We start from the raw sequence: 13,891 nt of genomic DNA on the forward strand, positions 1-13,891 counted from the left end.
TTTCGCGAAAAAAATTCATAGGAAAGAATGAGGCAAATGACCTATAACCATAACCTTGATTCCGTCTCCGCAGAAGGCGCCGTTTATTACCTGTTCGGCGCGACAGGCGATTTGGCCCGGCGCAAGCTGTTCCCAGCCCTATTCAGTTTATATAAAGAAGGCAAGCTTTCGGAAAACTTTGCGGTAGTCGGCCTGGCCCGCCGTCCGCGCACGAACGAGCAGTTCCGCGAGGACCTGTACGAGTCGATCGTTGAATTTTGTCGGTACAAGGCGGACGATGCCGAGCTTTGGAACCGGTTCGCCGAGCATTTCGTTTATATGTCCCTGGACATTAACGATGTCGAGGGCTTCCGCGAGCTCAGCCGCTTAACGGCTCAGCTGGACGCGAAGTTCGCAATTCCGGGCAACCGTCTTTTCTATTTGGCGCTAGCTCCTTCCTTGTTCGGGCCGGTGTCGTTCAATTTGCGCGATGGAGGCCTGCTGGAATCCCCCGGCTGGCACCGCGTCGTGATCGAGAAGCCGTTCGGGTACGATCTTCCTTCGGCGCAGAAGCTGAACGAACAGATCAACCAAGTGTTCAAAGAAGAAGAGATTTACCGGATCGACCACTACCTGGGCAAGGAAATGGTCCAGAACATTCAGGTGATCCGCTTTGCGAATGCCTTCTTCGAACCGCTGTGGAACAACAACCATATCGCCAACGTTCAGATCACGCTGTCGGAAACGGTAGGCGTAGAGGACCGCGGCGGTTATTACGACAAATCGGGCGCGCTGCGCGATATGGGCCAGAACCATATGCTGCAAATGCTCACGATGATTGCGATGGAGCCGCCTAGCCGCCTGCACGGCGAAGATATCCGCGACGAGAAGGTGAAGGTTCTTCGCTCGCTTCGCAATTACACGTCCAGCGACGACGTCCGCACGAAGGTCGTGCGCGGCCAATATACCGAGGGCAGCCTGCGGGGCAAGGAGCTTCCCGGCTACCGACAGGAGGAATCCGTTAACGAGGAATCGACGACGGAAACTTATTTTGCGGCAAAAGTGTTTGTCGATAATTTCCGCTGGGCGGGCGTTCCGTTCTACATTCGAACGGGCAAGCGTCTTCCGGTCAAAACGACCGAGGTCGTAATCGAGTTTAAATCGATGCCGCAGAACGTGCTGTTCGCTCAGAAGCATGACTTGGGCCCGAACCTGCTCGTTATTCGCGTCAACCCGCTTGAAGGCATATATATTAAAGTGAATGCAAAAACGCCGGGAGAAAACAATTCCGTGCAGCCGGTTGCGATGGAGTTCTGCCAAAGCTGCCAAATCGGCATTAATACGCCGGAAGCGTACGAGCGCCTGATTCATGATGCGGCGCGCGGCGATTCCACATACTTCACGCGCTGGGACGAGGTTTCGCAGGCGTGGGCGTTCGTGGACCGCATCGCGCAGGCATGGCGCGAGGATAAGAGCGACCTGCAGCAGTATCCGGCAGGCTCGTGGGGACCAAAGGCGGCGGAAGAGCTGCTGCAAGAGGATGGCTTCCACTGGTGGCCGGTTAACGGCCAAGAGGAAGATAATGTGATTTGGGTATCGAACAGCGGCAAGTAAGCCGCTGTTTGTCCTGTTTAACGAAGGGAAGGCAAGCATGAGCCAATCATTACGTGAAGAAATCAAAGAGGAAGTAGACAAGCGGCGTACGTTCGCCATCATCTCCCACCCGGACGCAGGGAAAACGACCCTGACCGAGAAGCTCCTCCTGTTCGGGGGAGCCATTCGGCTTGCCGGGTCCGTTAAAGCTCGTAAAGCGAGCCGCCACGCGACCTCCGACTGGATGGAAATCGAGAAGCAGCGCGGCATTTCGGTTACGTCCAGCGTGATGCAGTTCGATTATCTGGGGCATCGGGTCAACATCCTGGATACGCCTGGTCACCAGGATTTCAGCGAAGATACGTACCGCACGCTGACCGCCGCGGACAGCGCGGTCATGCTGATCGACGTAGCCAAAGGCGTCGAGGCGCAGACGATCAAGCTGTTCCAGGTTTGCCGCAAGCGCGGTATTCCGATTTTTACGTTCATTAACAAGCTGGACCGCGAAGGTCAAAGTCCGTTCGAGCTCATGGAGGAGCTGGAGCGGGTGCTCGGCATCCGTTCGGTGCCGATGAACTGGCCGATCGGTATGGGCCGCGAGCTTTGCGGCGTGTATGACCGGATGAAAAACCAGGTGGAGCTGTTCCAGGGCAACGATCATTCGACGATCGAAGTGCGCAAGGTAGACGATTATAACGATCCGGTCATCCGCGAAATGGCAGGCGATTATTTGACCGATCAGCTGATCGGCGACTTGGAATTGCTTGACGTAGCAGGCGACCCATTCGATTTCGACAAGGTGCGCGCGGGCGAGCTGACGCCGGTGTTCTTCGGCAGCGCCGTGAACAATTTCGGGGTTCAGACGTTCCTCGAAAACTTCCTGCAGCTCGCCCCGAAGCCGACGTCGCGCGTCAGCACGACCGGCGTGGTCGAGCCGACGGACGAGAAGTTCAGCGGCTACGTATTCAAAATCCAGGCGAACATGAACCCGGCTCACCGCGACCGGATCGCGTTTCTCCGCATTTGCTCCGGCCGCTTCGAGCGCGGCATGAGCGTGCGGCACGTGCGCAACGGCAAGGACATCAAGCTGGCGCAGCCGCAGCAGTTTCTGGCGCAGGACCGCGACATCGTCGATACGGCTTATCCGGGCGATATTATCGGCTTGTTCGATCCGGGCATTTTCCGCATAGGAGATTCGCTGTCGCAGGGCTCGGAAATCGTATTCGATGAGCTGCCGACGTTCTCTCCTGAAATTTTCGCCAAGGTGACCGTGAAAAACGCGCTGAAGCATAAGCAGTATCAGAAGGGGATCGACCAGCTGACGGAGGAGGGCACGATCCAAGTGTTCCACTCCACGGGCAACTTTGACGAGACGATTCTCGGCGTTGTCGGGCATTTGCAGTTCGAGGTATTCGAGCACCGGATGAAGGCGGAATACGGCGTGGACATTCAGCTCCACCGGATGCAGTTCCAGTTCGCCCGCTGGATCGTCGACGACAAGATCGACCCGAGCAAATTCCGGATCAATACGACGCTCGTGAAGGATAAGAAGGGCAATTATGTCGTTCTGTTCGAGAATGAGTACGCGATGAGGACGGCCATGGACAAAAATCCGACGTCCAAGTTTTTGGAAACCGCTCCTTAAGGGCAGGGCCATTATAAATCAAACCCCCGGCATCCTCTGCTAAAGCGAAATCGCGCTTGCGGCAGGGGGTGCCTTTTGCATGCGGCGGGGCGGAAGGGTGCTAAATGATCATTTTGCCCGTATAATGAAGGGATAAATGAAGAATAGGTGGCTAAGCATTCATGAAAAAAATTATGTTTACCGGAGGCGGCTCGGCCGGGCATGTGACCGTCAACCTGGCGCTGATTCCCCGTTTTCTGGAGGAAGGCTGGTCGGTAGGCTACATAGGCTCGGAGGCCGGCATCGAGCGAAAGCTGATCGCCCCGATCTCCGAGGTCACGTATTACCCGATCTCGACCGGCAAGCTGAGAAGGTATATGGATATTCAAAATGTGAAGGATCCGTTCAAGGTGGTCAAAGGTCTTTTTCAAGCATACCGGCTGATCAAGTCGAATAAGCCTAACGTTATTTTCTCGAAGGGCGGCTTCGTATCCGTGCCTGTCGTAATCGGCGCCTGGCTCAATAAGGTACCGGTGCTGATTCACGAATCCGATTTGACGCCGGGGCTTGCGAACCGGATCTCGATTCCTTTTGCGACGGGCGTCTGCACGACCTTCCCGGAAACGGGAAGCATGCTGCGGGGGAACAAGAGCCGCCATGTAGGGGCGGTTGTTCGCGAAGAAGTCAGGAAAGGCGATGCCGAGCGCGGCAGAGCTTATTGCGGCTTTACGCGGAGCAAGCCCGTCATTCTTGTGATGGGCGGCAGCCTTGGCGCGCGGAAAATCAACCAAACGGTCAGGCAGGCGCTGACGAAGCTGACCAAGCAATTTCAGATCGTTCATTTATGCGGCAAAAACCAGGTGGATCCGTCGCTGAACATCTCCGGTTACAAGCAATTCGAGTATGTCAACGAAGAGCTGCCGGATGTGCTTGCGATGACCGATATCGTCGTGTCGCGCGCGGGCTCCAATTCGATCTACGAGTTTCTGGCGCTCAAGAAGCCGATGCTGCTTATTCCGCTTACGAAGGAGCAGAGCAGGGGAGACCAGATTTTAAATGCACAGTCGTTCGAGAAATCGGGATACTGCGAAGTGCTGTACGAGGAAAAGCTGACGGCGGATTCCCTTGTCCGGGAAGTGGAGCAGCTGTACGGGAAGCGGCAGGTCTATATCGATACGATGAGCCGCACGAAGGAAGCCAACGCGCTTGGCGCCGTGTACGATTGGATAATGGAAGTGGCGAAGAAATAGTCCGCGGATGCGGGCGATAGGAAGAGGGCTGTCTCGCTGAGACGGTCCTTTTTTTTCGGACGTTTATGGGCTTTTTACTAGACGCCAGCAGAAGATGAATTGGCTGTTGACGGTAAAACGGTTCCATGTCATAATGTACGCGTGTACATTGAATTCGGTGAAGGAACTTTTGCACCGGAAAATGGACCGTAATCCTATCAACGAAGATGAAGAAACATCAAAGAAAATAGCATAATGGGAGGCCTTTTACGATTAGCAGGAAAGAAGTGGCGAAGCTGGCCGGCGTCTCGGAAGCAACCGTGTCCAGGGTGCTCAACAACGTCGGTCCGATCAAGGAAGAGACGCGGGAGCGCGTGCTTCAGGCCGCGAAGGAGCTCGGTTACGTTCCGAATGCTCTCGCCCAGCAGTTTGCCAGGAGGAGAAGCGGGAATATCGGCGTCATTTTGCCGTTTGTGCCGAAGGTTCATTTGTTCTCCACCTACTATTTTTCGGAAATATTAAGCGGAATCGGAGAGTCTGCGAAGCGCTTCGGCTACGATTTGCTGCTTATTTTCAGGGAGCCGGACGGGGCGAGGGATTACGTGAAGCTGTTCCGTACGCAGAAGATCGATGCCTGCGTTATGCTGGGTTCGCAGGATGTGCCGGAGGAGCGGGCTGCGCTTGCGGAGCTAAAGCGGGAAGGCTACCCGTTCTGCCTCGTGAATCAGCGGTTCGAGGGCGAAGGGTTCGATACGGTCGATGCCGACCACGTGACCGGAAGCATGGAAGCGGTGCGCCATCTGCTTGAACAAGGGAAGCGGAGCATTGCCTTTGTGAACGGCCCGGAGCAGTATTCGAGCAGCGGGGACCGGCTGGAGGGCTACCGGGCGGCGCTGGCGGAGGCGGGCATTCCGTTCCGGCAGGAGCTCGTGTATGCCGGCAATTACAGCCGGAAAAGCGGCTACGAGCTCTCCGCGGATATGGCCGGCCCGATCCGGACGGGCACGATCGACGCGGTGTTCGCGGCGAACGACCGGATGGCGATCGGGCTTATGAACGGGCTGCGCGAGGCGGGACTGGAGCCCGGCCTGCATTATTCGCTGGTCGGCTACGACGATTCCGACGGCTCAAGGATTGTAAGCCCGAGGCTGTCGACGGTGGCGGTTCCTTTTTACGAAATGGGACGCCTTGCCGCGGCGAGGCTGCTTGATGCGGAGCAAAGGGAACAGGCGGAACCGGCCCCGCCGGGTACGCTCCCCGTGAGCTTTGTGCAAAGGGAAACATCATAATTTCAGGAGAGGCGGCTGTTCAATGGAGAAAGTAAGAGTAGGCATGGTTGGTTATAAGTTTATGGGGAAAGCGCACAGCAACGCTTATCGGGCGCTGCCAATGTTTTTCCCGGATTCGGTCAAGCCGGAAATGAAAGCGATTTGCGGACGCGATCCCGTCGGCCTGGAGCAGGCCCGCTCGCAATTCGGATGGGAGAGCTCGGAAACCGACTGGAAGAAGCTGATCGCGCGCGACGATATCGATTTGATCGACATTAATGCGCCGAGCGACGCGCATAAAGCGATTGCGATCGAAGCGGCGGCTGCCGGCAAGCATCTGTTCTGCGAAAAGCCGCTTGCGCTTACGCTGCAGGATTCCCGCGAAATGCTCGAGGCGGCCGAGAAAGCCGGCGTGAAGCATATGGTCGGCTTCAACTACCGTTTCGCACCGGCGGTTCAGCTGGCGAAGAAGCTCGTAGAAGACGGCCGCATCGGCAAAATCTATCATTTCCGCGCCGTGTTCCTGCAGGATTGGATCATCGATCCGAACTTCCCGCTTGTATGGCGGCTGCAGAAGGAAATTGCGGGCTCGGGCTCGCACGGCGATCTCGGCGCACATCTGATCGATATGGCGCGTTTCCTGGTCGGCGAATTTAACGAGGTCATCGGCATGAGCGAAACGTTCATCAAGGAACGCCCGATCGCTTCGGCTATGACCGGACTGAGCGCGAAGGGCAGCGACGATGCGCCGCGCGGCGAGGTAACGGTCGACGATGCGACTCTGTTCATGACACGCTTCGCAAACGGCGCTCTGGGAAGCTTCGAGGCGACTCGCTTCGCGGCAGGGCACCGCTGTACGAACGGCTTCGAAATTAACGGAAGCAAGGGCAGCATCAAGTTCGATTTCGAGCGGATGAACGAGCTGCAGGTTTATTTTACAGACGATGCCGAGGACGTTCAGGGCTTCCGCCGCGTGCTGGCGACGGATCCCGCGCATGCCTATATGGATGCCTGGTGGCCTGCAGGCCATACGATCGGCTACGAGCACACGTTTACGCACGAGGTGCATGAGCTGATGCAGGCGTTCGCGGAGGACCGCCAGCCGGTTCCGAACTTCGTAGACGGCGTGAAGTGCCAAGAGGTGCTGGAGGCGGTAGAACGCTCGATCGAGGAGCGCCGCTGGGTTGCGATCAGCGAATTGGCTTAATTGTTGTACAAGGAAGAGACCTACAATAGAGCGGTTGAGAGGCGGTTAAACGATGAAAAAGGCATTGATCGTATGGGGCGGCTGGGACGGCCATCAGCCTAAAGAGGTAGCCGAAATTTTTCGTCAGGTGCTGACCGCGGAGGATTTCGAGGTTGAAGTATCGGATACGCTCGAAGCTTTTGCCGATGCGGAAAAGCTGAAAGGGCTCGACCTTATCGTGCCGGTATGGACGATGGCGCGCATCGAGCAGAAGCTGGTGAATAACGTCTCCGAGGCCGTTCAAAGCGGCGTAGGACTGGCGGGCTGCCACGGCGGCATGTGCGACGCGTTCCGCGAAAACGTGGACTGGCAGTTTATGACGGGCGGACAGTGGGTCGCTCATCCGGGCAACGACGGTGTGGAATACACGGTGAACATTAACTATTCGTCAAGCCCGCTGACCGCGGGGATCGAGGATTTCACGGTGAAGTCCGAGCAGTACTACCTGCACGTCGACCCGGCCGTCGAGGTGCTTGCAACGACCCGGTTCCCGCTGACGCCGGGGCCGCATTCCCTGAACAAGGCGGTCGATATGCCGGTCGTATGGACGAAGCGCTGGGGCGTAGGCCGCGTGTATTACAACTCGCTCGGCCATCAGGCGAACATCATCGACATTCCGGTCGTGAAGGAGCTCATGCGCCGCGGCTTCCTGTGGTGCGCGGAAGGCAAGACGCTGGCCGCGGAAGCGGGCGCAGGAGCGGCTGCGTACAGCGGCATGGCGGATAATCAGCTGTAAAGAAAAGCACTTGAATTATAATCTACGTTATGGGACGAGGGACTGGCAGTCATGGAAAAAATAAAAGCAGGCATTATCGGTACCGGCAATATCAGCGGCATTTATTTTGAGAACGGCAATCGCTTCGATGCGCTTCAGGTCGTGGCTTGCGCCGATTTGGACGTCGAGCGCGCCAAGGCAAAGGGAGAGCAGTACGGCGTTCGCGGCTGCTCCGTGGACGAGCTTCTCGCCGATCCGGAAGTACAGCTGATCATCAATTTGACGATTCCTCAGGCTCATGCCTCCGTATGCTTGAGAGCGCTGGAAGCGGGCAAGCACGTTTACGTCGAGAAGCCGTTTGCGGTTACGCGCGAAGAGGCTCAAGAGGTGCTGGCGCTCGCCGAGAAGAAGGGCCTTCTCGTGGGCAGCGCGCCGGACACGTTCCTTGGCGGCGGCATCCAGACGAGCATTAAGCTGATTGAGGACGGCTGGATCGGCACGCCGATCGGCGCTACCGCGTTTATGGTAGGCGGCGGACATGAGTCCTGGCATCCGGCTCCCGAATTTTATTACCAGAAGGGCGGCGGCCCGATGTTCGATATGGGGCCGTACTATTTGACCGCGATGGTCGCCATGCTCGGTCCGATCGCGCGCGTGACGGGCTCGGCGCGGATTTCCTATCCGGAGAGAACGATTACGAGCCAGCCGAAATACGGCCAAAAGGTTGCGGTCGAGGTGCCTACGCATATCGCCGGCGTTATCGACTTCGCGTCCGGCCCGATCGGCACGCTGCTGACAAGCTTCGACGTGAAGGGCGGCTCTATGCTGCCTCGCATTGAGGTATACGGAAGCGCAGGTACGCTGCAGGTTCCGGATCCGAACACCTTCGGCGGCGGAATTAAAATTTGCCGTGCAGGCTCGAAGGAATGGTCGGATATTCCGCTTGCTTACGGCTATGCCGAGAACGCCCGCGGCGTCGGCGCGGCCGATATGGCCAAAGCGATCCAAACCGGCCGCAAACACCGCGCGAACGGCGAGCTGGCGTACCATGTGCTGGAGGCGATGCACGGCTTCCATGACGCCTCCGAGCAAGGCGTTCATTATGTGATGAAGAGCACCTGCGAGCGTCCGGCTCCTCTGCCGCTTGGCTTGCAGCCGTTCTGCCTGGATTAGGACGAAATAAAAAAACTGCCGGGAACGAAGGGGGACTGACCCTTGGCTTCCTTGGCAGTTTTTTTGTGTTCTTATCAGCTGTGCCTCCGGATAATGTTATCGGCCGTCCGAATGGCCAAGGCGACTGTGGTTAAGGTCTGATTCTCGGCTCCGATGTACGGCAATGCGCTGTTATCGGCGACATAGAGACCGGAAATGCCGCGGATTTGCCCGGACGTGTCGGCGACCGACGTGACAGGGTCGTTGCCGATGCGGCAGGTGCCGGAGTCATGGTGCAGATCGCCGAGCGGGGTGAGGCAAATGGCCGGATTGCCGTTTCGGGGGGCGAGACGAACGCCCGCATCTCTGGCAATGCGCCTTATTCCTTCCGTCATTTGGCCGACTACGTCCCAATCGCGCTCGCTGAAGGAGAAATGCACCTTGATTTCGGGGAAGCCAAACTCGTCTAATTTGTCCGGATTCAGTGTAATCCGGTTTTCGTAGCGGGGCTCCACTTTTCCGTAACCATAGAAGTTGACCAGCGTTTCACCGTTCAGCGGTCTTTCATAGGCGACAGGATACCAGTAGAACGCTTCTGGACCGGTCATCAGCACGGAGTATGGCGTTTCCGGCTTTTGAGGGATCATGATGTTCAGCGGTCCCCAAGGGATCGGGAAATCGGCCGTGCTGATGATTCCCGTCGCTTGCACGAAGGATTGATTCGTGAGGTAATGTCCAAGAGCCGGATGCCGGAAGCCCGAATTCAGCAGCAAGCGGGGCGTTTCAAAGGTGCTTGCGCTCAATACGACGGTTTTGGCTCTTAGCGTATAAGAGGTTTTATCCGGAGACATGACTTGCACGCCGGACACTTTTCCGTCCGTTTGAAGTACCTGTACGGCACGAGAATTGATTGCCAAATCATACGGTCTTTGATTCAGCGCTCTGGCGAGCAGAGATATCGAGCTCGTAAACATGTCAGTATGAATCTGTCCGAACGAATGGGGCACGATATCGGCTGCTACCGGAAGGGGGGCCGCCTTGGAATATCCGCGCATCCATAACCGCTCCAGTAAAATCTCCGTGAAGGTACTGCCTTCCGCAAAAGAATCCGTGACTTTCATAACCTCTTCCGCCACGCCATAGTAGCTTTCCATTTCACTGGCAGGTATCGGCCACTTCACCAGGTCGAATTCGTGCAGCCGTGGCGAAAAGGCATACCAGAATAAAGTTCGGCCCCCCAGTGCAAAAAGCTGCCTCGCTCCCGGATATTCGGGCAATGAACCCGGCAAAGGCTTGGATAAGTAACTAAAATAAGCGGTCAGCCTCTCCTGGTTCATCGTCGATAAATTTCGCGCATGCGTCGGAATGTACTGGTCCCCACGTTCAATGATTCCGATCCGTTTTCCTTCCCTCCTCCATTTCTCGCACAAACGCCATAGCACGGCTCCGCCGCCTGCCCCGGTGCCGATAATCAGAACATCGTATTCCCTCTGCGCCATCTGCTCGATCGGCGTCAGAGGAATCCAGTTATTAAGCGTCGGCCCCGGCGCAGCCTGACAAACCGGCAGTGCGCCGCCCATCGGCACTGCACCGGACATAGGCGATGAACCGCCCATCGGCACTGCACCGGACATCGGCTGTGCGCCCAACGAATCCGCCCTTGGCTCGATTCCGCCGTCAGCCGGCAAGGGGAACGGAAGCTTGACCGGCTGGCCGGCCAGAACCTGATCGGGATGCCCGACATGCGGATTAAGCGACAGGAGATCCTCAATGGACAGATGATTTTTGCCCGCAATGCTTCGGAGTGTTTCGTTGCTGCCGGAAATCCATATTTTCAAGTGCTCTCCCTCCAGTCCTGCTTGAGGTACGGTCAGCTATTCTATTCCTACTTTAATGCCGGGGAGGGGGCTTTATGCCTGATCGTAAGCCGGCCGGGCAAAAAAAGGAGCAGACCGGACATCCGGTCTGCTCCCTCGCGCGTAACTGCTATTGCAGCCAGGCGTCCACTTTATCCGCGTTTTGCTCGACCCAGGCTTTAGCCGCCGCTTCCGGCGTTTCGCCGTCCGCAATCCGGACCATAACCGCGGCCATATCGTCCGGCGTCCAGTTAAAGCTGTCCAGGAAGGAGTAGGCCTCCGGCTGATCCTCCTTTAAGCCTTGGCGGGCAATGGTGTGGATCTGCTCGTCGCCGCCGTAAACGTTTTTGGGATCCTCCAAATATTTCAGATCCATCTTGGCGAACATCCAGTGCGGCGTCCAGCCCGTCACGATAATCGGCTCTTTGTTCTCGTAAGCTTTCTCGAGCTGTGTCGTCATGGCGGCCGAGGAGCTTTCAAGCAGCGTCCAATCGCTGCGGAGCCCGTACTCGTCGAGCGCTTTTTCGGTAGACATCATGAGGCCGGCTCCCGGCTCGATGCCGATGATGGTGTGGTCGACCTGCTTGCCGGCTTCATCCGCCGCCAAATCCTCTATGCTTGCAAGATCCATGTAGGATGGCACGACAAGCCCGATCTTGGTGCCGTCAAGATTCGGCCCCAAATCCTCGTATTTGCCTTTATACTTCTCTGTATAGGAAGCATGCGTCGTCGGCAGCCAGGCGGCAACCATCGCATCGGCGCTGCCGTCGGAAATACCGGCCCACATCGGACCCGCATCAACCTGCAGCATCTCGACGCTGTAGCCCAGCTTCTGCTCGAGCACCTCTTTCACGACGAAGGTGCTGGCGATTTCCGAATCCCATGCGACATAGGCGAGCGTCAGCTTTTTGTCACCGGAGCCCTTTCCGCCAGCGTCCGGACTTGCACCTGCATCTGTTCTTCCTTTGCCTGCGCCGCAGCCTGCCAGAAGCGCAAAGGCCATCACCAATGCAGCAATAACGATATATTTGTTCCTTTTCAAAATCAATCACTCCTTAAACGTTAAAAGCCTGAACCTAAGCGGAAGCTTCGGTCACATCAGCTCGTTTTCGATTTGCGGATTACTTGTTGGGTCAGACGGTCCAAAATAATAGCCAAAATGACGATCGCGAGCCCGGCTTCAAAGCCGACTCCCGTGTTGCCCTGCGTAACCGCCCGATAAACGGAAGCGCCGACGCCCTGAGCTCCGATCATGGACGCGATGACAACCATCGATAACGACAGCATAATCGTCTGATTAATGCCGGCCATAATCGTCGGCAGCGCAATCGGGAGCTGCAGCTTGAAAAGCTTCTGTGCCGGTGTCGAGCCGAATGCGTCCGCCGCTTCCACGAGCTCGGAAGGCACCTGGCGGATGCCGAGGTTCGTCAGCCGGATCGTCGGCGGAATCGCAAATATAATGGAAGAGATGACGCCTGGAACGACGCCAAGCGAGAAAAAGGTGACCGCAGGCAGCAGATAGACGAAGGCGGGCATCGTCTGCATGAAATCGAGCACCGGCGTGACGATTTTCTGAATGCTGCGGCTTCCGGCGCATAAGATGCCGACTGGAATACCGATGACGACGGAGATGATAGCCGCCGTCAGCACGAGCGCCAGCGTCTGCATCGTCTGGCTCCATAAGCCCAGATTCTCGATAATCAGCAGGCCGATTAAAGTGAAGACGCCCATTTTCCATTTTCCGATCCGCCATGCCAGCGCGGCGAATGCGAGAATAACGACAACGGCAGGCAGCGCATTTAACGCCGTTTCCAAGCCGTCAACCGTTTCGCCTACGATCAGCTTAATGAAGCCGAACAGCGGGTCGAAGCTCGTTTCCAGCCACGCCTCCAGCCATTCGATCCAGTCCGCAAGCGGCAGCTTAGGCAGATTCATGGCGTTCACCTCCTGCTTCGGGCACGGCGTTTCCGGACAAGGCCGCAAGCACGGCGCCCTTGATGACGATTCCTTTTAACCGTCCGGCCTCATCGGTAATCGAAACGGGAACCCGGGTGCTGCTCATCGAATCGAACAATTCATGGAGCAGCGTGTCCGGTCCGGCCGTCGGAGCCTCCCGGTCCATCGCCTCCTCGAGCTTCAGCCCGTTCTTGATCGCATTCGACGCGTCGTCGGCCGTAATGACGCCGAGCAGTCGCATCGACTTATCGACCACGTAAAGGCTGGACACTCCGCGGTCCCGCATAAATTGAAGCGCGACGCGAGGGCCTTTCTCGAGCGTGATCGTCTCGGCCTTCACCATGACGTGGGATGCGGTCAGCACCTTGGACAGATCGACGTCCTCGACGAATCTTTCCACGTATTTGTTAGCCGGCTGCATCAGTATTTCTTCGGGCGAGCCGATTTGGACGATGCTGCCATCCTTCATTAAGGCGATCTGGTCGCCGATCCGTAATGCTTCGTTCAAATCGTGGGTAATAAACACGATCGTTTTTTTCATTTTGGACTGGAGCTCGAGCAGCTCATCCTGCATATCCTTGCGGATCAGCGGGTCAAGCGCGCTGAATGCCTCGTCCATCAGCAGCACATCGGGATCGTTCGCAAGTCCTCTTGCGAGTCCGACGCGCTGCTGCATGCCGCCGCTGAGCTGCTCCGGGTAGCTGTTCTCCCAGCCTTTTAAACCGACCAGCTCGAGCGATTGCATCGCCATTTCTCTGCGTTCTTTTTTCTTAACGCCCTGCACCTCGAGGCCGTACTCGATATTTTGAAGCACGGTGCGGTGCGGAAACAGCGCAAACTTTTGGAAAACCATGCCTACGTTTTTTCTTCTGAACTGCCGAAGCTGCTCGGGTGTCATGCGCAGCACGTCCTTGCCCTTGAACAGCACCTGGCCGAGCGTCGGCTCGATCAGCCGGTTCAGCAGACGCACGAGCGTCGACTTGCCGCTGCCGGACAAGCCCATAATGACGAAAATTTGACCTTCTTCAATCGTGAATTCGGCCTGGTTGACCCCAACCGTCAGCTTCGTGTCCGCGAAAATCTTTTCCTTCGACCATCCTTTATCCAGCAGCGGGATCGCCTTTTTCGGATCGGGTCCGAAAATTTTAGTTAGCCTCTTGGCCTCTATAATTGCCATGTTGTGCCCCCTTGTGGAATATTTCGACTCCCATAAGTCTAGATGGTTATGTTTGTAACGGTCAAAAGGCGTCAGCCACCGTATACTTTGTACAGT

11 protein-coding genes are annotated in these 13,891 nt (G+C 56.8%); 7 read left to right on the top strand and 4 right to left on the bottom strand.

From position 1 onward, the window contains the following. The first annotated feature begins 36 nt into the window (after window positions 1-36). From zwf to KP806_RS22520, 7 genes are all read left to right on the top strand, one after another. A complete protein-coding gene (gene zwf / locus KP806_RS22490; RefSeq protein WP_224725998.1) occupies window positions 37-1,593 on the top strand; it encodes a glucose-6-phosphate dehydrogenase in 1,557 nt (518 codons plus the stop codon). Between the two features lie 37 nt (window positions 1,594-1,630). Beyond that, on the top strand, window positions 1,631-3,217 hold the full coding sequence (locus KP806_RS22495) for a peptide chain release factor 3 (RefSeq protein ID WP_224725999.1): 1,587 nt from the start codon (window positions 1,631-1,633) through the stop codon (window positions 3,215-3,217). 161 nt (window positions 3,218-3,378) lie between these two features. Continuing rightward, window positions 3,379-4,446 carry an undecaprenyldiphospho-muramoylpentapeptide beta-N-acetylglucosaminyltransferase gene (locus tag KP806_RS22500; protein WP_224726000.1) on the top strand — a complete coding sequence of 356 codons (1,068 nt, stop codon included), beginning with the start codon at window positions 3,379-3,381 and terminating at the stop codon, window positions 4,444-4,446. Between the two features lie 266 nt (window positions 4,447-4,712). Continuing rightward, a complete protein-coding gene (locus tag KP806_RS22505) occupies window positions 4,713-5,714 on the top strand; it encodes a LacI family DNA-binding transcriptional regulator (RefSeq protein ID WP_318153764.1) in 1,002 nt (333 codons plus the stop codon). Between the two features lie 22 nt (window positions 5,715-5,736). Then, window positions 5,737-6,900: a Gfo/Idh/MocA family protein gene (locus KP806_RS22510; protein WP_224726001.1), complete on the top strand. Its 1,164-nt coding sequence runs from the start codon at window positions 5,737-5,739 to the stop codon at window positions 6,898-6,900. A gap of 52 nt (window positions 6,901-6,952) precedes the next feature. Next, complete coding sequence (locus KP806_RS22515; protein WP_224726002.1) at window positions 6,953-7,675, top strand: ThuA domain-containing protein; 723 nt, start codon at window positions 6,953-6,955, stop codon at window positions 7,673-7,675. A 51-nt stretch (window positions 7,676-7,726) separates the two neighbouring features. Then, window positions 7,727-8,827 carry a Gfo/Idh/MocA family protein gene (locus tag KP806_RS22520; RefSeq protein ID WP_224726003.1) on the top strand — a complete coding sequence of 367 codons (1,101 nt, stop codon included), beginning with the start codon at window positions 7,727-7,729 and terminating at the stop codon, window positions 8,825-8,827. A gap of 74 nt (window positions 8,828-8,901) precedes the next feature. Here the strand turns inward: KP806_RS22520 and KP806_RS22525 are convergent, their stop codons facing one another. The 4 genes from KP806_RS22525 to KP806_RS22540 all read right to left on the bottom strand — a co-directional run bounded on the left by KP806_RS22525 (window position 8,902) and on the right by KP806_RS22540 (window position 13,795). Next, window positions 8,902-10,644: a GMC oxidoreductase gene (locus KP806_RS22525; RefSeq protein ID WP_224726004.1), complete on the bottom strand. Its 1,743-nt coding sequence runs from the start codon at window positions 10,642-10,644 to the stop codon at window positions 8,902-8,904. 148 nt (window positions 10,645-10,792) lie between these two features. Beyond that, window positions 10,793-11,665, bottom strand: coding sequence for a glycine betaine ABC transporter substrate-binding protein (locus KP806_RS22530; RefSeq protein WP_263575837.1), 873 nt, complete (start codon window positions 11,663-11,665; stop codon window positions 10,793-10,795). A gap of 95 nt (window positions 11,666-11,760) precedes the next feature. Continuing rightward, the gene (locus tag KP806_RS22535; protein WP_224726005.1) at window positions 11,761-12,597 is read right to left on the bottom strand and encodes an ABC transporter permease; all 837 of its coding nucleotides are present in this window, start codon (window positions 12,595-12,597) and stop codon (window positions 11,761-11,763) included. Next, window positions 12,584-13,795: a quaternary amine ABC transporter ATP-binding protein gene (locus KP806_RS22540; RefSeq protein ID WP_224726006.1), complete on the bottom strand. Its 1,212-nt coding sequence runs from the start codon at window positions 13,793-13,795 to the stop codon at window positions 12,584-12,586. The genes KP806_RS22535 and KP806_RS22540 overlap by 14 nt, the downstream gene beginning before the upstream one ends. Between the last annotated feature and the right edge of the window lie 96 nt (window positions 13,796-13,891).

This window comes from Paenibacillus vietnamensis, assembly GCF_020169515.1.
GTDB lineage: Bacteria > Bacillota > Bacilli > Paenibacillales > Paenibacillaceae > Pristimantibacillus > Pristimantibacillus vietnamensis.